We start from the raw sequence: 22,416 nt of genomic DNA on the forward strand, positions 1-22,416 counted from the left end.
GCTGCAGGGGGGTAAAAGGTTCAATTTCACGCGACAGCGTGTTGAAAATGCGCAAACTCATGGGTCTTTCAAATCGGATGTGAAGGGTAAAGCTGCGCCAGTCAAGGTGCGCCGGCGTGGACATGGGGCGCGGCAGGCAGTGGCCAACCGGCTCCCCAAACAACGACCCTCAGCTACAATGATCGTCAGTATAAGGCCCTGTCTTCACCCGCTTTCTGGCAGGTCAAGCCCCTCTATCGGACCTATCCACCCATGAAGCACGCCCGTTCAGTCATTTTCAAATCCTTGCGTTGGCTCGCCCTGCTGGGCACGCTGGTGGCGCTGCCGAGCCAGGCCGACGAGTACGCCGATACCAACCAATTGGTGCGCGCCAACAAGTTTACCGAGGCTCTGGCCAAGGTGGACAGTTACCTGGCCGGCAAACCCGCCGACCCCCAAATGCGTTTTCTCAAGGGGGTGATCCAGCGCAATCTGGGCCAGACCGCGGCCGCCACTGCCACGTTCACCAAGTTGACCGAGGACTACCCCGAACTGCCTGAACCCTACAACAACCTGGCCGTGCTTTACGCGGGCCAGGGCCAGTATGACAAAGCCCGCGTCACGCTGGAAATGGCCGTTCGCACCAACCCCAACTACGCCACCGCCCACGAGAACCTGGGTGATGTCTATGTCCGACTCGCCAGCCAGGCCTACAACAAGGCCTTGCTGCTCGACAGCAGTAACAAAACCGTGCCGCCCAAGCTGACCATGACACTCGAAGTGTTCAAGGCACCCAAAAAAGAGTAAACACATGAATATCAAGACCATGGGCGCCGTGGCCCGAATCACGATGACAGCAGCCTTGCTGTTTGCTGCCGCCAATCTGGCGCTGGCGCAAGCCGCCCCAAAGATTAAATTCGCCACTTCAGCGGGGGATTTTGTGGTCGAGGTGTACCCCGACAAAGCGCCAAAAACCGTCGAGAATTTTTTGCAGTACGTCAAGGACAAGCACTATGACGGCACCATCTTCCACCGTGTGATCAACAACTTCATGGTCCAGGGCGGCGGCTTTGATGCCAGCTACCAACAAAAGCCCACCCGCGCCCCGGTGGTGCACGAAGGTCGCCAGGCCATGGAAAAAGGCCTGCGCAATGTAAGCGGCACGCTGGCCATGGCACGCACCAACGACCCGCAGTCTGCCTCCGCCCAGTTTTTCATCAACGTCAAAGACAATGCCTTCCTGGACCCTAGCGTACAAGCGTTTGGTTACACGGTTTTTGGTAAAGTCGTTTCGGGCATGGACGTGGTCAACACCATCAAGTCCACGCCAACCGGCGCCGGCGGCCCCTTTGGCTCTGACGTGCCCAAAACCCCGATTCTTATCAACTCTGCAACCCTGGTGAAATAAATCATGAGCAACCCCCAAGTCGAACTCCACGTCAAAAACTACGGCACCATCACGCTTGAGCTCGACGCCGACAAGGCGCCCAAGTGCGCCGCCAACTTTCTCGCCTATGTCAACAAGGGCCATTACAACAACACCATTTTTCACCGCGTGATTCCCGGCTTCATGGTGCAAGGCGGCGGCATGGAGCCCGGCATGGCACAAAAGCCGTGTGACGCCCCGATTGAAAACGAAGCCAACAACGGCCTGAAAAACCTGAACTACACCGTGGCCATGGCGCGCACCGGCGACCCGCACTCGGCCACGGCCCAGTTTTTCATCAATGTGGCCGACAACGGCTTTTTGAACCACACCGCACCCAGCGCCCAGGGCTGGGGCTACGCCGTGTTTGGCAAGGTGGTGGCAGGCACCGACGTGGTGGACAAGATCAAGGCCGTCAAAACCGGCCGCAAGGGCTACCATGACGACGTGCCGCTGGAAGACGTGGTGATCGAAAAAGCCGTCGCGCTGTAAACGCCCGGGGATTCAAATGCCCCAACATGCGCCAGCGGACGCCGCCAGACAAGCCCTCACGGGCTCCATGCTGACGGCCCAAGCCCACTGGCGCAGCCTTGACTTCATTTCCGACCTGCACCTGCAGGCCAGTGAACCAGCCACTTTTGCCGCCTGGCAGCGCTACATGGCCGGCACGCCGGCCGATGCATTGTTCATTCTGGGCGATTTGTTCGAGGTCTGGGTGGGTGACGACATCACAACGGCGGCCGACGACCCCGAAGCTGCGTTTGCGCGCCAATGCCAACAGGTTCTGCAGGCAACGTCCGCACGCCTGCCGGTGTATTTCATGCATGGCAACCGGGATTTTTTGCTTGGTGAGAACTTTGCCAGGGCGTGCGGCATGACACTGTTGGCCGACCCGACCTTGCTCGACTTTGATGGCCAACGCTGGCTGCTGTCACATGGCGACGCCTTGTGCCTGGGCGATGTCGATTACCAGCAGTTCCGTCGGCAAGTGCGCAAGCCGGCGTGGCAGACTAATTTTCTGACCAAACCCCTGGCCGAGCGCCAGGCCATCGCACGCGGACTGCGCGCCCAAAGCGAGTCGCTCAAAACCAGTGGCGTCAGCTATGCCGATGTGGATGCAGAAACGGCCATGTCATGGCTGCGCGCCAATCAAGCCAGCACCCTGATCCACGGTCACACCCATCGACCCGGAGACCACGTGCTGGATGCCGCCGCGCAACCCGCTTTGCGCCGGCTGGTGCTGAGCGACTGGGATGCGACAGCCCAGTCGCCCCGACTGGAAGTGCTGCGCCTGCAAGCTGGCCACGCACCCCGGCGCGTGGCTCTGGCGCCAGGGCTTTAAGGCTTCAGCAGCACTTTCAGGACATTTTGCACACGGCGCACCTGCGCCGCATCAAAAGCAGAGGCCAACACAGTGGCCGCATCCTGCACCCAGGTTTGCGCGGGTGTCGGGTCGTTGCGCCTGGTCAGCAACTGCAACTGGTACATGCGCCGCGCGCTCAGCTGCTCGGCAGGCGTGGGCACTTCGGCGGCCATTTCAAGGCGCAACAGCGCCGTGGCGGCATCGCCTGAGGCGGGCTGCGACACCGCCTTGACCCAGGCACCGCGCGCCGCCGGGCTGACCCGGCTGCCCAGTTCCTGGACCGTGGGCACCTGGGCGGCATCGCGCGTTTCCCAGGCTGCCAGCAAATGCGTCAAGGCTTCGCCATGGGCCTGGGCGGCCAGCTTGCGCAAGGCAAACTGGGCCTGCTCCAGCGCGTCACGCTGGGCCCTGAAAGCGGCATCACCCAAACGCGGCGCCTCGGCGCGCTCACCATAGGCCGGACGATCTGAACGCTCGCCACGCGGGCCGCCACGCTCGTCCATGCGGCCAGGGCCGCGGGCATCACGCCCGCCGTCGCGGCCACCGGGTCGACCGGCATCCTTGCGGTCACCAAACTTGCCACCGCGACCCATGGCGGCGGGCTCTTCTTTTTTCATGCCCGGGCGATCGTCGCCGCGCATGGCCACCACGCGCTTGGGCGGTGCCACCGGCTTGACCGGTTCAGGCGCAACAACTGCGGCTTCATCAGAAGCGGCTTCTGAGGCCTCGGCAGCCGCGGTTTCAGGCTGATCCATGGTGACAGTCTCAGCAGGACCCGCCGCCACAACCGCAGCTTGCGCCAGTGCCTGACCACTCAGCGCGGCTTCGAGTGCGCTCATGGCGCTGCGGATGGCTTGCGCATCACCCGAGGCATTGGCCGCCTGCAGCGCTTTGGATGCGTCCAGCACCACACGATCGCGCTCGCTCAAGGCGCTTTGGGCTTTCTCACGCTCGGCCGTCTTGCGATTAAACGCCTCGTCAATCGGTTTGCGGAAAGCGTCCCACAGCTTTTGCTCGTGGCGACGGTCGATCGGCACACGGTGCGCTTCGGCCTGCCAGCGCTGCTGCAGCGCCTTGACGGCATCGATGCGCAGCATGGTCTCGGCGCCCAGCGCCCTGGCCTCGTCAATCATGGCATGGCGCGCTTCCAGGCTCTGCTTTTGCAGGGTTTCCAGCGGCTCGGCAGCATGGTCAATGGCGGCTTTCCAGAGCGGCTGCAACTCGGCAAACATTTTTTCGCCGATATGGCCGGCCTCGCGCCAGCGGTCGCCAAACTGGTGCAGCACGCGGCTAAAGCCCTTCCAGTCGTCGTCGAGCGCCACCCGATTGGCTTCGGCCCAGGCCTTGACTTCTTCAATCAGGGCCAGCCGCTGGGCGCGGTGCTCGGCCGACTCGGCCTTCAATTTTTCAAGCCAGACCTCCACCACCTTGTGGGCCTCGTTGCAGGCTTCGTCAAAGCGTTTCCACAGTGCGTGGTTGGGCGCACCGCCCTGGTCGGTCAGCTTCCACTGTTCGCGCAACTGACGCAACTGGTCCTGCATTTTGCGGCCGCCAATGGCCTGCCCCTCGGGGCGCTTGAGCAGGCCCTCGGCCTTGGTCACCAGTTCTTCGCGCAACTGGTCGGCGCGCCAGCGCTGCCAACCTTCCAGCTCGCCCGCAGCCACCAGCGCCGCATGGGCCTGGGCTTCGAGCTTGTCGTCAATCAAACGCCCGTTGTCCTTGAGCGCCTGGCGCAAGGCATTGGCCGCACCGGCGCTGGCCTTGCCATGGCCTTGCGCCATTTCATGCTCCAGCTTGGCAAGCACTTCCGCCACGTAAGCAGTGGCTTTGGCGCGAATCTCGGGATCGACCTTGGGCTTGACCGGCGTCACGACCGGCTCCAGCGGCAGACCCCGCGCCAGACGCAGTTCATCGGCCCACACCGGCACCTTGGGCAGCGGTGCCGTCGCATCCTGGGCGGCCGCGATGGTGAGTGCCAGGGCCTCCTGGAATGCCTGCCACACCAGTTGCAACTGGGCTTGCGCATCGTGCAGCTGGGTGACAAATCGAAGGTCCACACTGGTCCAGTTGGCATCAGCCACCAGGGCATCGGCTTCGGTTTGCCAGTGGGCCACATCTGCAGCCAGGGCCTCCTGGGCGGCCTGGGCATCGGTCCAGGGCTTGGTGGACAGCACCTCGATGCGTTGCGCCAGCAGCACCGCTGCCTCGCGCTGCACCTGCACCCGGTGCTGCAGGTCTTCAATGGCACGCACCCGCTCGACCAGTTGGGCTTTCAAACCGGCCAGCGGCTCCTTGCTCAGCGGCGCACCGGCCTTGGCGGCATCACGCTGCCAGGCCAGGGCATCGGCCAGATTGAGCTTGCTCAAAGCCAGCAGCGCCTGCGCTTTGTCGGCCCATTCCAGCGCGATGGTGGCCTGCGTCTTGCTGCGCTTGATCTCATCGAGCTTTTCGCGCAGCAATTTGGCGGCGCCCTTGTCCTTGCCGCTGAGCTCCTTGAACACCTGCTGCAACTGCTCGTTGCTCGGGCTACTTGCCAGCCATTCACGGATGCAGGCCATGCGCTCACCCGAGGTTTGCGCCGAAAACGCGCCATGCGTGAGTGCATCCAGCGGATGAACTTCGGGGGTTTTGGCGCTGACGACTGGTGCGTCAGGGGTGGGGCTGGCTTTACTTAGGGTAGAAAAAGGGAACATCGACGTCGCGCGCAAAAGTGACAAAGTGCCCACTGCAGGGCAGCGGGAATAAACGTCTATTTTCGCCGGGTTTTGGCACTTGCCACAAAAACTATTTGGTCAGTGCTCTGCGCTGTGATATTTGCGACCCGCACGATGCCAAAAACATTCATCTGAGCCGTCAAATTGCTCCCAGCCTGCAAGCATCCAGGTCCGGGGCTTGTCAGTCATATAAAAAGCCCCGCGCGCTGGTGCAGCGCGCGGGGCTTTCAACAGACAAATCCTTATCGGCGGTGGCCGACAAAATTTCCGGTAGCCAACGCCTCGGTAAAGGTGCCGCTGGCACTACCGGTGAAGAAATTAAAGATGCCACTGGCCGTTGTCGTCGCGTCGCTGAAAGTAAACGCTCCCGTGGCCGGGTCTGAAATCGCCGCCGTGCAGGTGAAGAAAGTTGGTGGCATCGTGGAGTTGTCTTGGCAGGAGACGCTGCCATTGGCCCTGAGAAACACGGTCAAGCCGGGATCTGCCACTACCGCCGGGTCGCGGATGTCCCAGGTTCCCTGGTAAGAAGCTGCCGTCAGCGCGACGGGCACTGACGGGTCTTCCGGCGTCAAGCCGAGCTGGTTAAAAAGGGCGGTAGTGCCGGTGGTGTTCAGGCGCGCACTATTGCTCACAACAGGCTTGTTTTGAAAGCCCTTGTAGACCAGCCCGTCGCGCTCTACAAGCACCCGGGTGTAAGTCAAGGGTGATGTCTGTGCGGGCAGGTTGTTCAGCGTCAGCACACGGGCATCTCCCAGGGTGGTAATGGTGTACGAGCCGGTGCCGATGAACGTGCAGTTGCGTATCCCGCCGGTTTTAAATTTTTCCTTGCATGTGTAGTAGGTGACCGGGTTGATGCCGGTGCCCTTGAAGGCGATGCGAAATTTGACGTTGCCGCTGAAGTAGCCCGGTGCCGTCAAGCCTGTATTCACTGGAAACGTGCCGAGGGTGCCGATATCCACCGTGCTTTGACCCCAGGCCTCTTCGACTGAGTCGAGGCTGGTGTACGTGACCCCGTTGTAGATAGAGCTGGCCGGCACCGCGAAGCTGCAGGGGGTGCCCGTCATGGCGCTGATCATACCCTCCAGCGTGGTGCTGCTGGTGCCGTTGGAGTTGCCCTGGAATTCGGTGGAATTGCAGCCCACGCCGGCGCCTTGCGTGGTGGCGTCACCGCCATCAGACACGGCCTTGGTGTACTGGTTAACTACACTGCTCACGCCGGCCGGGTTGCCGCTGCCGGGATAGTAGCTGATGGCCGTCGTCAGCTCTGTTGTGCTGTTGTAGAGCAAAGATGCGCCTGCGGGAAAGGTCACACTACCCAGCAGCGTGTTCAACGTGTTGGCCGAGTTGTCGCCAATCGACAGGTTGGTGTAGCCCGCCGCACGCACGTCAGTGATGACACTCGCCAGGGTCTTGCCCGCGATATCAAAGATGGCGCGATTGGCCTTGCCGGTCGCAGCGTTGTTGCAGTAGTTGTAGCTGCTGTTGCCCTGCGCATCACGCACGCTGGAGGTGTTCCCAAAGTTGATGGGGCAATTGACCCAGGCGCTGCCACTCCAGTGCAGGTCGGCGCCGCGCCAGGGGTCGCTACCAGCACCCCACTTGGCCAGGTTGCCGGTGTTGCTGCGGTAACGACGCTCAACGAACCTGGTGTTGTTGTTGGCATCCGGCGTGTTCTGGGCCAGTGTGGCGGTGTTGACGCGGGCGAAGTAATTGGCGCTGTCCGTGAAATTCAGATTGTTCAGGGTGAATCCGGCACTCGGGGTATCTGTGGTGGACGAGGTCTGGTTGTTGATGGCCACCGCCGTCGCGATTGAGGTGGTGGTCAGGCCCGAATCGGTCACCAGGGTGGTCGCTGCCGCCAGCAGCGCCGCCTCCATCTCTGTCTGGGTGGTTGCGGCCAGAACGGCAGGGTCACTCAAAGCCGTGACCAGCGCTGGCAAAAGTTCCAGCAGTTTCTTCTGGACCGCCAGGTCGAGATCGGCCTGCGTGATGGTGCTGCCATCCAGTGCCAGTGTTCCCACCGAACCATCAATCGCGGTGGACTGCTGCTGCGTGGTCACCACCACCATACGCGCGACCGTAGCCGCGCTGATACTGCCGTCAGTGGGTGGCGCCACGGTCGTGTAGTCCTGAAACAGCGAAACGGTAATGCCGGTGACGGCTTGTACGGCTGCTGCCGCATCCTCGGTACTGACGCCCGTACTGGCAACGGTTTGTTGCACCAATGTCGTCAGCGGACTCACCACGGCGACCTGATCGGCCGGGGCCGACAGGGTGAACGGGACGGGTACCACTCCCGTGTCGGCATCGATGGCATCGGTGCCGACCACGGCAATGACCGGGTACTTGCCGACATCGGCGGTATCCACCGTGAGGTTGACTTGACCCGTAGCATCGGTCTTGCCGGAGGGCTCGCCCACGTCGCAGGCACCATTGCTGTTTTTGTCCAGACAGACCGTGGCGTTCTGGATGGCACCGTCAATGACGGTAATCGGTACGCTCGTGGTGGTCACCGCCGGGGTGACACTGGAACTCCCGCCACCGCAGCCATAGAGCGAGAACAGCCCTGCGCTGACAATGCCTAATGCCAGTCTTTTCATTCCAAATTTCATATAACCCCCAGTAAAACGTTTTGGTAACAGGTCAAGCAATATCCCGCCCTGGTGATTTTTGACCTGGGTCACAAATGTCTTCGGACTGAAGAAGTCACGCCATCCCATATCTATGGGAGGATGCACGCAAGCGGAAGCAGGCCGCTGCGGTTAAGCTCTGCGCACTCAAAAAACAACGAGGTTGATACGTGTGGCGAGTATTGGTAGTCGAGGACGATCAGCAAATGCGCGAATTCTTCGCGGACAGTGTGTCGCACTGTGACGCACTGCAGCTGGCTGCCAGCGTAGGCACTGTGGCTGAGGCAATGGCCTGGCTCAATGCAAATGCTAACGAGTTCGATGTGCTGCTAACCGATCTGGGCTTGCCTGATGGGAGTGGTCTGGAGGTCATCGTTCACGCCAAGACACTCAATCCAGCCTGTGAACCCTTGGTGATTTCGATGTTTGGCGACGAATCCAATGTGCTGGCCAGCATTGAAGCGGGGGCGTTGGGCTACATTCATAAAGACTCCTCGCCGGAAGATATCGCCAAAACGATTCTGGACATGTGCGCCGGCGCCTCCCCAATTTCTCCCATGATCGCGCGCCGGGTACTGGACAAATATCGAACCGGGCAGTCAAACCGGTTATCTGACCCTGTCAAACCTGCCTCAAAAGCCATTGAAGAACTTCATGCCGTGTCCATGCACGATCTCCTGACGCCGCGAGAACAGGATGTGCTGGCTTTGATTGCCCGCGGTTTTTCTTACGCTGAAGTTGCGCGTTTGCAGTCCATGAGTCTGAGCACGGTGCAGACGCACATCAAAAACCTTTATGTCAAGCTTTCTGTGCATTCAAAAAATGAGGCAGTTTTTGAGGCAACACGCATGGGATTTTTATCGAGCTAGCGGATATCCCCGGAAAAGTGCCATTTATGATGGTGACATGACGCTTTGCAAGTTCATCCTGGGTATTTCAGTCTGGCTGGGTGTTGCATCCAGCCAGGCAGCCGAGCCGCTTGAACGGCATCAGGCGCATGCTGTCATGATGATTGGTTCGATCACCAGCGGCGCGAATCGGTCCAGAATTCCCCAACTGAAACCGCTTCCTTATCAATTGCTACGCTCCCACAACCTGCTACGCGTGCAGCTTCGGGAGAATGCCCGTCGACGCAGTGGCTTGTCGCCCGTTCTTGCGGGCCAACAGTCAGAACTGGAAATACCAAACCTGAAGCTTTACCGAACTCGGATAGCCAAGACACTGGTGATGGCCGTTATCAGCCTGTGCGTTAGCGCATTGGCGTTTTGGTTATGGTTAACGCAGCCAGCGCAACTGGCTGGCGCACGACGCGACACCCTTTATTTACTGATGGGTGTGAACGCCTTGGCCTGGGCCATCGGTGTCAGCGAAGCAATCATTGAAACACCGCTGCTTCCCTGGCCATGGTGGGGGGTTTTCTCGATGGGGGCTTATGTGGCCTGGGCAACTTTTACTTTTTTGTTTTGCCACCAGGTGTTGAGGCCGGTGCCTCAGCGGGGTTGGGCGTTGGCGGCAGTGTGTTTGGCGAGCGGAATACTGTCAGTCTATTTAGCACTTCGGTCAGGAGAAATATGGGGTTGGCAGGTTTTGTCAACATGGCTGGGAGCCCTGGCATTGTGGTCGGTGGCTTATGTGATGTGGTATATCCGGCGCACCTGGGTCGAGCGCAACACGGCCGGTCAGGCTGACCGATTGGTGATTTGTGGTGCCATGATGCTGGCCGTCATGGCTGGCTTACGCGAGTTACTGGTTGTCAGTCCGAGCAGTAATTTTTACGACGAGAGCAGTGTCATCCAATACACGTCTCTGCTTTTTGGCATGGCGTTCGTCTTCATCGTGGCAAACCGTTTTCGCACGGCAAGCGAACAGTCACGTGACTTGACCCACCATCTGGCCTTGCGGGTTGCCGAGCGAGAAAAAGATTTGGCAATCAGCTACGGGGAGATGGAGCAACTTGCCCGCGAACAGTCGAGCACCGCTGAGCGAGTCCGCATACTGCGCGACTTGCACGATGGTGTTGGCTCTCACATCAGTACCGCCATCCGGCAGTTGGAATCAGGTCAATCGCGACCGGGAGAGGTATTGCAGACATTGCGCGATTCCCTGGACCAACTCAAGCTCTCCATCGATGCCATCAATCTGCCAGCGGGAGACATCAATGCATTGCTGGCAAATATCCGCTACCGACTGGAGCCCCGTTTTCTGGCCTGCAACATCCCCTGGCATTGGAGTGTCCATGTGCTGGAACCGGTCATTCGACTGGACGCCAGCGCCATGCGACAGCTTCAATTCATGCTATTTGAAGCACTGTCCAATGTGTTACAGCATGCGCAGGCCAGTGTCTTGCAGATCGCCGCCTCGCCATTGAGTTCCCAAGGCAAAGGTGTACTGCTTCAGATGATTGATAACGGACTTGGCTTCGACCTCGCACACGTCCAACGCAGAGGCTTGCAATCGATGCATGACCGGGCACATGCCATTGGGGTGACATTGAATTTAACCAGTGTTCCCGGTCGCACTGTGGTCGAGATCAGAATTGAATGATCAAGCCCATCACCTCACACCGACCTATTGGGTCGCCAGATTGAGCTCAGCCCGGGGCTGCCATTTGCCATCCTCCGCCGCGGCTTTGGCTGCGCCCAGAAACAGGCGTTCCATGGGCAGCTTGAGATTGGCCAGATAGTCGCGTACCACCACCCCGCGCTGCTCGGCCAGCGCCTGCATGGCGGATTCGGTCACGTTCAGGTTGGCCAGCAACAAGGCTTCCATTTCAGGCACCGGAATATCCTTGGTCAAGCCAATCAGGTTGCGCGGCTTGGGAAAGTCAGCCCGCTTGTAAACGGCTTTGAGCAGCACCGGATACTCCTGGTCTGACACGGCCAGCGCCTGAGCCTGGTCTGCGCTCGCGCCGTTCAATACCCCACCACGCCGCTTTTCTGCCAAGACCAGCGCCTGCAACTGTGCCCGCTTGTAGGCCTCGCGTTCATGCGCCAGACTGGCACTGCCCACCACCGTCATGTTCAGCGCCGGCCGCTCCAGCAGCGCCTTGGCCACTTTGTCGAGCCCGCTGCGGGCTTCGGGGCTCAAGGTGGCGGACCCGGGCGCAAAGCTGACCGTGCTCAGTTCTTCACCCCCGCCCCCCAGCACATTGGCCAGCAAGGAAAAAGGTGCGGTCACGGCTTTGACGATCAAATTCACAATCAGCTTGAACACGATCGGTCCGATGCGAAACTGCGGGTCGCTGAGCGAGCCACTCACCGGCAGGTCAATGTCAATCACGCCTTGGCGGTCGGCCAGCAAAGCCACCGCCAGTTTGACGGGCAAAGTGTCCCGGGCGTTGGGCACGGCATCACCGAACCTGAGCTGGTTGAGCACAATCTTGTGGTTGGCCGTGAGCCGGCCATCTGGCTGCACCTGGTAACCCACGTCCACACTGAGCTTGCCGCGCTCAATACCGTAACCGGCATAGCGCGCCGAATACGGCGACAGCGGCGGCAGCTCCAGGTCGCGCACCTTGCCCACGATGTCGAGCGCCAGCGGTTTGGCCAGCGGATTGATTTTGCCCAGTACCTCCAGTGTGGCGGTACCCTGGGCGCGGCCGCGCAGTTCCAGGTCGGCCAGTTGCACCACCCCATTGGGCGCTTGCGACGAAAAGGCGCTGAGCTTGCCGGTGAGCTCGCTCAAATTGGCCGAGTAGTTGGGCTGGATGAAACGGTCGCTGAAGTCAACCCGGCCCCCGAGCAGGCTGACCGGGCCAAAGCTGACGACCGCAGGCAGCTCAGCCGCTGTGGCGGGCGGTGCTGAAGCAGCGGCCACAACAGGCGCGGAGGCTGGCGCCGACGCAGTTGCGGCCACAGTTTCGGGCCGGGCTGGCTTAAGCACGTCCTGCAGGTTGAAACGACCGGCCGCGCTGAGGATCAGGCGGGCGTAAAAATCGCTGAGCGCGGTTTCCTGAACGTTGACCCGGGTCGCCACACCCGGCGCCAGCTCCAGCGCCAGCCCACGCAAGCTCAAGGTTTTCCAGTTCAGCAAGTCCTCGCCAGGCATGAAAGGCTGGGCCAGCGGCAAGGTATTGGCCTGAAAGTCTTCTACGCTGCTGTCGCCCTGCACCTTGAGCCGGATGCCAGCGGCCTGCCGGGCAAAATTGATCTGGCCTTTGAAACTGGCATCAGCCCTGATGAGTTCCACGTTGAGCCGGTCTGTCAGATAAGGCTCCAGCGCGTGCACAGGCAATCGCTGCGCCGTCAAGTGCCCCTTCATTTGCAAAGGTGTCAATTTGCCCGAGCCACGCCAGTTCAGCTGTCCGGGCCGGGTACGGCCATGCTGCAAGCGCGCCGCCAGGTTCAATCCGAAAGCTTTGCCACGGGCCGTTGAAAAATTGTTTAACTGCAGCGACACGGCAGACCCGTTGAGGGTCACCGGCTTGGCGCCGGACTGGTCGACAAAATTCACTTGCCCATGACGCACATCGAGCTGCTGCACGGCCAGCGTCCAGTCCTGGCTGGCCGACGCTTTGGCAGCTGCCGCAGGCGCCTGACGCGGTGCGGGCTTGAGCCAGTCCTCAAACATCCAGCGCCCATCGGTGGCACGCAGCACGCGGGTGTGCGGCTGTTCCACAGTGACCCGGCCCAGACTGGCGCTGCGCCGCGTGAGGTCCAACGCCACATCGTTCAATTGCACTTGTTTGATGCTGGCCAGCGACGGCTTGCCCGGCTTGCCACGCTGGGTCGGCACCAGCGTGAACTGGTCCAGTGTCAATTGCGGCACCTGCACCTCAAGTTGCACCGCTTGCCCCGCCTGCGGCGCGGCTTGCCAGCGCAGCGTGAGCGCGGTATTCAAGAGACCGTCAATGCGCGGCTGCAACACTTGCGCCACATAGGGCGCCGCCACGCCCAGGGACAAATCTGTCAGCCGGGCATTGACCTGGGCGTTTTGGTCGGTGGCGCTGCCATCAAAGCTGAGCCTGGCGGCGTCAAGCCGGGCGCTACCGGCAAACGGCATGGCCTGGGTCATGGGCCATTTGAGGGCCGACGCGGTCACATCGAGCGCCGTGAGTTGCAGGCGGCTGGGCGTGGCCACGGCATTGTCTTGCCATTGCACCTGGCCAGCCTGAACAGTCAACTGGTCCAGGCTGACTTTCCAGGGTTTGCTGCTTTTTTCAGCAGTTGCACGGGATTCCTGGGCTGGCTGAAAAAGCGCCAGCCAATTGAGTTGGCCGGCCGGGTTACGCTTCAGGCTCACGCGTGGCTGCGCCAGGGTCAGGCTGGCCAAATGCACGCTTTGCATCAATGGCTGCACGTCTTTGAGTTGCAGCGTGAGCTGATTGAATTCAAGCAAGTCAGCCGTCTGTGCTGTTTGGGCTGCGGCATGCGACACCAGCTTGACCCGGCTGACCTGGATCTGGCCGCTCAGTCGCACCATGGATTCCGACGTCTGTTCGAACGCCAGCTTGAGGTCGGCATCAAGCACGGCCGAACTCAGGCGCAAGGGCAAGCTGGCCGGTTGATAGTCCAGGTAAGGCGCCAAATCAAGGCTGGACACCTTCAAGCTGGCCTCTGTTTTGTGGCTCTGGGCAAACGGTGTGCTTTGCGCGGCCGAGTCAAAGAGGCTGCCATTGAGCGCAAACGACAAATGAGGTGCCACCAGCACTTCACGCTTGCTGGAAAAATTGCTCAGAAAAGGTAGCTTGACCTCAAGCTTGCTCAGGTGATGCGTCTTTTGCTTGAGTGTGTCGGTGAAATCGATCGCACCATCGGCCAGCACCAGGTTGAACAAGGCAAAGCGCATGGGGTCGGAGGCCGGGGTCGCCGGCGCATTGGTCAGGCGGGCCAGCACATCGTCCACGTCATAACGCCCTTCACCCAGATGTGTCAGGCGCAGGTGCGGCGCCTCCAGCGTGATGGCATCCACCACTGGCGCCAGCCTGAGCAAGGACTGCAACTCTGCATCTATATAGAGTCGCTTGACAGACAACTGTGGCGAGGCCTCAAGCTGCGGTGCAGGCGCAGCACCCGCGGCAACACCTGCCTGCGCCACCGCAAAGTCATGCAGTGTGAGTTCGAGCGACCAGGGCTTGAACTCAACCTGCCCCAGCGTCACCCGGCGTCCAAGCTGCTCACCCAGCCTTGTTTCAAGTTGCGTCTTGAGCCAGGGCGGCAGCGCCAGCCAACCAATGCCCCACAGCAATATCACGACTGTCACGGCCCCAGCCAGCCGGCGTAGCCACTTGGATTGAGGAAACCATTGAGCAATCATGACCGTATTTTCCGCCTTGTTTTAAAGCCCCAAAACCCCATACACACAAAGTTACCATATTGTTTTTAGAATATAGATCATATTTGTTATGGTTGACTTGGTATATCCAATCCCCATAAAATCCGCCTTCTTTAACCAAACCGAGAGATAACCCCCATCCACTGCCGACCTCGGCAACATCAAATTTCTGCACTAACGGGCATCAATCCGCAGGAGCTTGATAGCGTAACAACCCAAGCCTGGGCCATTGATGAACTTTAAGCTGGACTTGAAGTGACATCAAACCCTCGCGCAAGAAGGAGAAGCTATGACAGCGTCTTACCATATGAGTACCCGCCTCCGGCAAGCACTTGCTGCCGTGACCAAGGGCTTTTTTCAAATCACCCACAACAGTTTTGCCCTGATCGGTCTGGCTGTTTTATTTGCGGCCATGGCTTTGGTGGCACGCCCCGAGCTGCGCCAAGTTGGCGAAATCAAACTTTTTAGCTGGTTGCAAGAGCGCCAACAAGAAGTGAGCGGCGTGGTCAGCAACCTGGTCGCCAGTGAACGCACCAACGCCAGTGAACGCGCCACTGCGGCCGACCCCAAAGAGCTGCCCAAACAACAAGCCGCCGTGGCTTTTTGGCTAAGCAAAAAATACCGCGTGGCCCCTGAGCCCATCAGCGCCCTGGTGGCTGAGGCCTATACCGTTGGTGCGCGTGTCAAACTGGAACCCACACTGATTTTGGCGGTGATGGCCGTTGAGTCAGGATTTAACCCGTTTGCCCAAAGTTCGGTGGGGGCGCAAGGCCTGATGCAGGTCATGACCAAAATCCACAGTGATAAATACCAGAGCTTTGGTGGCAGGTTTGCCGCCTTTGACCCGCTGGCAAACCTGCATGTCGGCGTGAAAGTGCTCAAGGATTGCATTCGCATGGCTGGCTCCATTGAGGGCGGCCTGAAATACTATGTGGGCGCTGCCAACATGGAAACCGACGGCGGCTACGCAGCCAAAGTGATGGCCGAGTATGCCCGCCTGCAGTCCGTGGTGCAGGGTCGCAAAGCTCCGCTGATGGTGGCCACAGGTGCAGTCAACCCATCACCCGCCAACACAGATTTGAAAACTGAACCCGCTGATTCCACAGCACCAGCAGCCACCGGCTTGCCATCTACCGCTTCAGACAAATCTGCCATCGTGGCCCTGAAATAGTCGCGTCAGTTAAACTCCCCCCGCACGCAACTGGCGATAAGCTGCTTTTGTTTAAAAAAACAGGCAGTTGATGTGGGAGCACCACAGGGGAGCGTGCCGCAAAGCCAAATGCGCATTGTGATCAGCCGTTCGCCTGGGCACCTTAACCAACAAGCCCACGTCTTTAAGGACTGCCATGTTCAACCGAAACATTCTCATCGAGCAAACCGACCCCGAACTGTTTGCCGCCATCCAATCTGAAAACCAGCGCCAGCAAGACCACATTGAGCTAATCGCCAGCGAAAACTACGCCTCGCCCGCCGTCATGGCCGCGCAGGGCACCCAGCTCACCAACAAATACGCCGAAGGCTACCCCGGCAAGCGCTACTACGGCGGCTGCGAATTTGTCGATATTGCCGAGCAACTGGCCATTGATCGCGTCAAGCAAATCTTTGGCGCCGAAGCCGCCAACGTGCAGCCCCATTGCGGCGCCTCGGCCAACGAAGCCGTGTTTTTGGCCTTCCTGAAGCCTGGCGACACCATCATGGGTATGAGTCTGGCCGAAGGCGGCCACCTGACGCACGGCATGGCGCTCAACATGAGCGGCAAGTGGTTCAACGTGGTGAGCTACGGCCTGGATGCGGCTGAGGCCATCGACTACGACGCCATGGAACGCAAGGCGCACGAATCCAAACCCAAGCTGATCATTGCCGGCGCCAGCGCCTACAGCCTGCGCATCGACTTTGAGCGCTTTGCCAAGGTGGCCAAAGACGTGGGCGCCATCTTCATGGTGGACATGGCGCACTATGCGGGCCTGATTGCCGCCGGGATCTACCCCAACCCGGTGCCGCACGCCGACATTGTGACCAGCACCACCCACAAGAGTCTGCGCGGCCCGCGCGGCGGCATCATCCTGATGAAGTCACAGCATGAAAAAGCCATCAACAGCGCCATCTTCCCCGGCCTGCAAGGCGGCCCGCTGATGCATGTGATTGCGGCCAAGGCCGTGGCTTTCAAGGAAGCGCAGCAACCCGAGTTCAAGGTGTATCAGCAACAGGTGCTGACCAACGCCCGCATCGTCGCCGAAACGCTCACCGAGCGCGGCCTGCGCATCGTCAGCGGCCGGACTGAGTCCCATTTGATGCTGGTCGACTTGCGCTCCAAGCACATCACCGGCAAGGAGGCCGAAGCCGTGCTGGGTGCGGCGCACATGACCATCAACAAGAACGCCATCCCCAACGACCCCGAGAAACCCATGGTCACCAGCGGTGTGCGCATTGGCACCCCGGCCATGACCACCCGTGGTTTCAAGGACGAAGAGGCCCGCATCACCGCGAACCTGATCGCCGACGTGCTCGACAACCCGCGTGACGAGGCCAACATTGCCGCTGTGCGCGCCAAGGTCAATGCCCTGACCGCGCGCTTCCCGGTGTACGGTTAATCACCAATGAAATGCCCCTTCTGCAGTCATCCCGACACCCAGGTGGTGGAAACCCGGATTTCTGAAGATGGGGGGTTTATCAGGCGGCGACGGCGCTGCGCATCGTGCGACAAGCGCTTTACCACCTATGAACGCCCGGAAGTGAATTTTCCGGCGATTGTCAAAAAGGACGGGCGCCGCATCGAATACGAGCGCGCCAAGCTGCTGGCTTCCATGAAGCTGGCGTTGCGCAAACGCCCGGTGAGCACCGAGCAGGTTGACAGCGCGGTGGAACGCATCGAAGAAAAACTGCTCAACCTGGGCCTGCGCGAAGTGCTGTCCACCCGCATCGGCGAACTGGTGATGTTTGAACTCAAAAAGATCGACAAAGTGGCCTACGTGCGCTTTGCCAGCGTGTACCGCAGTTTTGAAGACATCGACGACTTCAAGACACTGGTGGATGAGGTGGGGCGGTAAGTCGCAAAAAACTCAGGCAGCGCGTCCGTGCTTGATGGGAATCCGGACACTCACCACAAACTCCCCATTCACGGTTTCAACTTTCAGGCGTGCCTCAACGTCAAAGTGCAAAGCCAGACGCTCCCTGATATTGTCCAACGCAATGCGGTTGCCCTCATGTATTAGTGCGTCTTCAGAAATGGGGTTTCGAACCAGAACCATGAGGTTACGATCATCCTCATAAGCCTCAACGCTGATCTGCGCGCCAGCCTCAAGCGGCGCAACCCCGTGCAACACAGCGTTTTCCACCAAAGGTTGCAACAGCAGGGGCGGCACCAAAGCATCGGCGGGCGCGGCATCGCAAGACCAGTTGACGCGCAGTCGCGCTCCAAAGCGAATTTCTTCAATGGCAACGTAGGCTTTTGCCAACTCCAGTTCCTGGCTAAAAGGCACCAGCGCCCGCGAGTCCGCCATCACCGCCCGAAAAAGATCGGCCAGGTTTTCCAGCATGGTCTCCGCTCGTTTGGGGTCTTCACGAATCAGACCCAGCACGCTGTTGAGGGTGTTGAACAAAAAGTGCGGGCGTATGCGGGCCTGCAAGGCCATCAAGCGTGACTCTGCCAATGAGGGCGACAACCGCAGATGCCGCCAGTTCAAATAGGCAAGCAGCGTTGCGCTCACCACCACCGCCAGCAGCGCGCTGCGCCACACGCTTTCTGGCAACTCCCCAGGCAGCACAGCGCGCAAACCCAATTGCAAGGCAAGCACAACGACCACCACCAGCGCCAGAATGAAAGCAACGCCGCTGCCATAAGAGACCCGTTGTAGCCAGGGTGCCAGCGCATACAGCAGCGCCAGGCTGATGAGCAATACCGGCTCGTAAAGCAGCCCCTGGGCGGTGTACTGCGCAAAAGCAGCCGCCAGATCGGGCGCAATCACCACCGTCATCACCAACCGCAAGGCCTCAGCCAGCAAAGTCACGCGCAAAATGACACCCAAATTACGAAAATCAGGCAATGCAAGCTTGCGGTACGAAGTCATGGGCGTCTGGTTTTGCAATTGAAGTAATCTCTGGATTCTTAAATAATCAACCGTTCATCCCGGCTATATTGACGCTTGTCAGTTTGAACTGCGCACGTATCAGTTTATCGTTCAAAATATTTTCAGCCTACAGGAACTTCACCATGCACCGGAAAACCAAGAAAGCACGCGGCTTTACCCTGATCGAACTGATGATTGTTGTTGCCATCATCGGCATCCTGGCAGCTATTGCCATTCCTTCGTACCAAAATTATGTGAAGCAGTCACGGCGCGCCGAAGCGCAGGCCGAGATGATGAGACTGGCATTGAACGAAGAAAAATTCCGAGCCAACAATCCCAGTTATGCCGACCATACAAACACGGCTCTTGGTGTCACAAACACGTCTTACTACACCTTCACGATCGTTGCAGCGGCCAACACCTACACCATTACTGCGACAGCAGCCGGTTCACAGACCAACGATACGGGTTGCACCCCCCTGACGCTGACCGAGGGCGGAGCCAAAGGACCAGCCGGCTGCTGGAAATCCTGATCTTGAAAATCATGCGCAGATATAAGCAACCCGGCTTTACCTTGGTGGAGTTGTTGATCGCCATCACGATCATCGGCATTTTGCTGGCGATTGGCCTGCCCTCATTCCAGCGAACCATCGACAAGAGCCGCCTGGTCGGTGCCGCTGACAATTTGCTGGCCGACATGCGTTATGCCCAGACCGAATCCACCAAGCGCAATATTGCCATTACCATCACATTTACCGAAGGTGCGAATTGGTCCTACGTTTTTCCCACCTCATCGACCACCACAAAAACCACCAATGGCAGCGATTACAGAGGCACGTCCATGCTTGTGTCAACGACCGGTGACCTTTTCACCTTTGACCCCAAGCGCGGCACCCTTGACCAGGCACCAACAACAAATGCCACGACACTGATCACCATCACCTCGGCTTTGGGTTCCAAGCTGGGGCTTGACGTTGATCCGCTGTCGCGCATGCGGCTGTGTACATCCACTGGCGTAGGAGGGTATCCAACATGTCCATGAAATTTTCACGCCAGAGCGGCGTCGGTTTGGTTGAGTTGATGATTTCTTTGGTGATCGGGATGATCGTGATCGCTGGCGCACTGAGCATGGTCAGCAGCACCTTTGGCGCCAATGCCAGCCAGATGAAGATGTCGCGCTTGAACAATGAGTTGCGCATGGCCATGAGCAGTATTACCCGCGACATGCGGCGCTCGGGCCACAACAGCTGGACCATCGCGCAATTGACGGCTGGCGTTTACACTCCGAGCCCCCAACCCGCATCCGTTGTGATTGCCGAATCTAGCGCTGACTCCGCGGTGATGCACTATGACGAAAATGCCGATGGCCTGTATCCGACCACCGAACCCACCGAAACCTACAGTTTTCGATACAACAACAACACCATAGAAACCAAAATTGGCACCGCTTCAACCGGTACCTGGAACGCCATCGTCGATCCGTCCGTCATAGAAATCACCGAATTTAAGATCACAGACCTGTCGCAGGACCTGTCGACTGCAACCCCGCCAGGTGCTTTAGCTGTCACGCTTCCGATGTACAGCATCACCATCAAAGGCAAACTGGTGAAAGACCCCACGGTGGAACGCACCATTCAGGAAACCGTTCGCTTGCGCAATGTCATTGTGAGTTAAAGCCATGAATACAAAGCGAATTCAAATGACGAACACCCGCACGTCAATCTTCAGCCAAAGCAGGCATCATCAAGGTGGTTATGCCACGCTTGGCATCTCTGTCGTGCTGCTCCTGGTGTTGAGCCTGATCACCATTTACCTGACCCGCAGTGGCATCATTGACATTCGCACTTCAGCCAACAAAGCGCGTTATGCCCAGGCGCTGACCGATGCCGAAAGGAAGCTGGAGATCGGCTTGAGCTGGCTGGGTCAGAGTGCCAATCGAGCCACTTTGCTCGCCGAAACACCACTTGTGAACTGGGTGGACTGTACAACTTTAACGACATTGAAGGTGCAAGATTTGGGCGAAGAAAAAACGCCGCCCGACACTTGGCGTTGCAGACCTAGAAAAATTGATGGGACATTGGCAGATCCCACCATCGTCCCTCCCGAGACTGCTTTTGTTATCGCGACTCCCGATGCTGCATCAGCCATTGGCAAAACGTACTTTGTTGTTGCAGAAGGCAGTTCAACAGATGGCTCTGGAAGCGCCGTCGTCAAGCAAGGGGTGTATTTTTTTACAACCAACGGTGGCTCATCCAACGCACCACCCATGATGGGCGCTGGCAACATTCCGCTCAACGGTAACTACAGCGTCGTGGCCAACCCGAACGGCGGGGGTCAAGGCGTACCTGTGTCCGTCTGGAGCAAAGTTGTGATCCCTCCCCTCAGCGGCTCCGCAGCCACATGCCAACTTGGCGAGTATTTGCAGGCTGGAAATAATTGCACAGAATCCCTCAGCAGCAGCAGTAAATATGGTAGCGACCTCGTAGGGGCTGATCCCATTACATTGGCCCCCCCAACGAACTTTCCCGATGACGTATTCCAGTATGTTTTCGGCGTCCCCTCTAATGCTTACGGCATTGTCAAGGCACAGGCCAACACCACCGTGACAAACTGCAGCAATCTAGCTGGCTTGTCCGGTATCGTTTGGGTAACGGGAAATTGCACTATACCTAGTGGCTCCAAAATTGGTCTGGATACAACCGTCAGCCCTCCCATATTAAAACCACTCATATTAGTTGTTGAATCGGACGGCATAACGGGCAACTTCACGATGAATGCCAATTCAGAGTTTTACGGGCTTTTATTTGTCTTTGGCCCACCGCAAGGCTCTCCACCCACCTATAACGCGGGAGACATCCAAGCCAACGGTGGCGCAAAATTTTATGGCTCCATGATTTCTAACGACAGCACGGACATGGGTTTGAATATCAATGGAACATTTGACATGGTTTATTCAAAAAATGTCATGGACATCATCTCAAACGATACCACCTACAAGACCATGGCCAGGATTCCTGGCAGCTGGGCAGACTTTCTTACTGACTGACCTCTCTAATGCGCTTTGACCTGGAGCGATTGACCATGAATACAAAATCATTCAAACAACGGTTTCAAGCGGGAACCGGCCTCATCGAGGTATTGGTCGCCATTTTGGTGCTGGCTGTCGGCATGTTGGGCATGAGCAAGCTCAACGCACTGCTCATCCGCGACGGTGGCACCGCTAACAACCGTGCCATAGCCGTGTCACTGGCCCAGGAAAAGTTGGACGATCTGCGCGGATTTAAATGGATTGGGCCTACTAGTTCCTATGGCGAAGGTTGTGGTGCTGGCATTTTTTGTTTTTCTGAAATCATCCCTGTCCCGCTAACCAGCCCTCTTACCCCAGAACTGCCTGGCGACACGTCTGACAACACTGGCGGTCATGAGAAGTCTGATGGCAATCTCACGTTCCCGACCGGGTCGGTCACCGTCGGCAACACAAGTTTTACCCGAACTTGGACATCAGTACGCCAAATTGGTTTCGTGCTGGTCACCGTAGCCATAACCTGGACCGACCAAAATGGCGCGGCAAGCGAAATTTTGACATCAGCCATTTGGGGCGATGATGCAGGCGTCACTGCATATGGTGCGGCCGGTCCGGTTCTGTACTTGCCTGGTCCCGTGGTGAAAGCCCAGCCCGGAGTGTTGCCTGATGTGGTGCCCGTCACCATCATTGGTGAAACAAAGCGGGAAACCAGCAAACCACTGCCAGACGTGAGTTCAAAAGGTTTAAGTATCAGCACCGAGTTCAGTTCAGTCAATTACGATGACGATGGTGAACAAACCCAGGAAGATTTTAAAACACTCAATTGCACCTGCCAGTTTGCAGCCAATGGTTCTGCCAACCCAGCCGCCTATTACACCTACAAGGATGGTGCTCTGGTGGTGAAATATCCTGAAACAGCTGCCGACATGGTCAACAAGA

General features: G+C 58.6%; 18 protein-coding genes, 1 pseudogene and 1 riboswitch. Of the genes and pseudogenes, 14 read left to right on the plus strand and 5 right to left on the minus strand.

Annotated elements, in window-relative coordinates; genetic code table 11:
• Positions 1–252: 252 nt before the first annotated feature.
• From NDI87_RS08925 to NDI87_RS08940, 4 genes are all read left to right on the plus strand, one after another.
• Positions 253–786 carry a tetratricopeptide repeat protein gene (locus NDI87_RS08925; RefSeq protein ID WP_296274860.1) on the plus strand — a complete coding sequence of 178 codons (534 nt, stop codon included), beginning with the start codon at positions 253–255 and terminating at the stop codon, positions 784–786.
• Between the two features lie 43 nt (positions 787–829).
• Positions 830–1,387: a peptidylprolyl isomerase gene (locus NDI87_RS08930; protein ID WP_296274875.1), complete on the plus strand. Its 558-nt coding sequence runs from the start codon at positions 830–832 to the stop codon at positions 1,385–1,387.
• Positions 1,388–1,390: 3 nt separating this feature from the next.
• Positions 1,391–1,897 carry a peptidylprolyl isomerase gene (locus NDI87_RS08935; RefSeq protein WP_296274861.1) on the plus strand — a complete coding sequence of 169 codons (507 nt, stop codon included), beginning with the start codon at positions 1,391–1,393 and terminating at the stop codon, positions 1,895–1,897.
• 67 nt (positions 1,898–1,964) lie between these two features.
• Positions 1,965–2,747, plus strand: a complete 783-nt coding sequence (locus tag NDI87_RS08940) for a UDP-2,3-diacylglucosamine diphosphatase (RefSeq protein WP_296274876.1) — start codon at positions 1,965–1,967, stop codon at positions 2,745–2,747.
• On the opposite strand, the gene NDI87_RS08945 is transcribed toward NDI87_RS08940, so the two are convergent.
• Together NDI87_RS08945 and NDI87_RS08950 are read right to left on the minus strand one after the other, a co-directional pair.
• On the minus strand, positions 2,744–5,461 hold the full coding sequence (locus tag NDI87_RS08945) for a DUF349 domain-containing protein (RefSeq protein ID WP_296274862.1): 2,718 nt from the start codon (positions 5,459–5,461) through the stop codon (positions 2,744–2,746). The two genes, NDI87_RS08940 and NDI87_RS08945, sit on opposite strands and share 4 nt — an antisense overlap.
• Before the next feature lie 263 nt (positions 5,462–5,724).
• Complete coding sequence (locus NDI87_RS08950; RefSeq protein ID WP_296274863.1) at positions 5,725–8,082, minus strand: hypothetical protein; 2,358 nt, start codon at positions 8,080–8,082, stop codon at positions 5,725–5,727.
• A gap of 200 nt (positions 8,083–8,282) precedes the next feature.
• On the opposite strand from NDI87_RS08950, the gene NDI87_RS08955 reads away from it, so the two are divergent.
• A complete protein-coding gene (locus NDI87_RS08955) occupies positions 8,283–8,981 on the plus strand; it encodes a response regulator transcription factor (RefSeq protein WP_296274864.1) in 699 nt (232 codons plus the stop codon).
• Positions 8,908–10,656, plus strand: a complete 1,749-nt coding sequence (locus NDI87_RS08960; RefSeq protein WP_296274865.1) for a histidine kinase — start codon at positions 8,908–8,910, stop codon at positions 10,654–10,656. Before NDI87_RS08955 ends, NDI87_RS08960 begins: the two co-directional genes overlap by 74 nt.
• A 24-nt stretch (positions 10,657–10,680) precedes the next feature.
• On the opposite strand, the gene NDI87_RS08965 is transcribed toward NDI87_RS08960, so the two are convergent.
• Positions 10,681–14,313, minus strand: a complete 3,633-nt coding sequence (locus tag NDI87_RS08965; protein ID WP_296274866.1) for a DUF748 domain-containing protein — start codon at positions 14,311–14,313, stop codon at positions 10,681–10,683.
• The gene (locus NDI87_RS08970) at positions 14,243–14,560 is read right to left on the minus strand and encodes a hypothetical protein (RefSeq protein WP_296274867.1); all 318 of its coding nucleotides are present in this window, start codon (positions 14,558–14,560) and stop codon (positions 14,243–14,245) included. The genes NDI87_RS08965 and NDI87_RS08970 overlap by 71 nt, the downstream gene beginning before the upstream one ends.
• 114 nt (positions 14,561–14,674) lie before the next feature.
• Here NDI87_RS08970 and NDI87_RS08975 point away from each other — a divergent pair, with 114 nt between their 5' ends.
• The 3 genes from NDI87_RS08975 to nrdR all read left to right on the plus strand — a co-directional run bounded on the left by NDI87_RS08975 (position 14,675) and on the right by nrdR (position 17,432).
• Positions 14,675–15,556 (plus strand): lytic transglycosylase domain-containing protein, encoded by an 882-nt coding sequence (locus tag NDI87_RS08975; RefSeq protein WP_296274868.1) that lies wholly within the window; start codon positions 14,675–14,677, stop codon positions 15,554–15,556.
• Positions 15,557–15,572: 16 nt separating this feature from the next.
• Positions 15,573–15,702, plus strand: a riboswitch (ZMP/ZTP riboswitch).
• Between the two features lie 29 nt (positions 15,703–15,731).
• Positions 15,732–16,976, plus strand: coding sequence for a serine hydroxymethyltransferase (glyA, locus tag NDI87_RS08980; protein WP_296274869.1), 1,245 nt, complete (start codon positions 15,732–15,734; stop codon positions 16,974–16,976).
• Between the two features lie 6 nt (positions 16,977–16,982).
• Positions 16,983–17,432, plus strand: coding sequence for a transcriptional regulator NrdR (nrdR, locus tag NDI87_RS08985; RefSeq protein ID WP_296274870.1), 450 nt, complete (start codon positions 16,983–16,985; stop codon positions 17,430–17,432).
• Positions 17,433–17,444: 12 nt separating this feature from the next.
• Here the strand turns inward: nrdR and NDI87_RS08990 are convergent, their stop codons facing one another.
• Entirely contained in the window at positions 17,445–18,452 is a 1,008-nt protein-coding gene (locus NDI87_RS08990; RefSeq protein WP_296274871.1) for a histidine kinase, read from the minus strand.
• A 143-nt stretch (positions 18,453–18,595) separates the two neighbouring features.
• Between NDI87_RS08990 and NDI87_RS09000 the strand changes: the two genes are divergently transcribed.
• From NDI87_RS09000 to NDI87_RS09020, 5 genes and pseudogenes are all read left to right on the plus strand, one after another.
• Positions 18,596–18,985 (plus strand): type IV pilin protein, encoded by a 390-nt coding sequence (locus NDI87_RS09000; RefSeq protein ID WP_366028603.1) that lies wholly within the window; start codon positions 18,596–18,598, stop codon positions 18,983–18,985.
• An 11-nt stretch (positions 18,986–18,996) separates the two neighbouring features.
• The gene (locus NDI87_RS09005) at positions 18,997–19,494 is read left to right on the plus strand and encodes a GspH/FimT family pseudopilin (protein WP_296274872.1); all 498 of its coding nucleotides are present in this window, start codon (positions 18,997–18,999) and stop codon (positions 19,492–19,494) included.
• Entirely contained in the window at positions 19,485–20,126 is a 642-nt protein-coding gene (locus NDI87_RS09010; RefSeq protein ID WP_296274873.1) for a prepilin-type N-terminal cleavage/methylation domain-containing protein, read from the plus strand. The genes NDI87_RS09005 and NDI87_RS09010 overlap by 10 nt, the downstream gene beginning before the upstream one ends.
• A gap of 4 nt (positions 20,127–20,130) precedes the next feature.
• A complete protein-coding gene (locus NDI87_RS09015; RefSeq protein WP_296274874.1) occupies positions 20,131–21,498 on the plus strand; it encodes a hypothetical protein in 1,368 nt (455 codons plus the stop codon).
• A 35-nt stretch (positions 21,499–21,533) separates the two neighbouring features.
• Positions 21,534–22,416 (plus strand): annotated as a pseudogene (locus NDI87_RS09020) (hypothetical protein); the annotation flags it as partial.

Source organism: Rhodoferax sp., from assembly GCF_023701345.1.
Taxonomy (GTDB): Bacteria; Pseudomonadota; Gammaproteobacteria; order Burkholderiales; family Burkholderiaceae_C; genus Rhodoferax.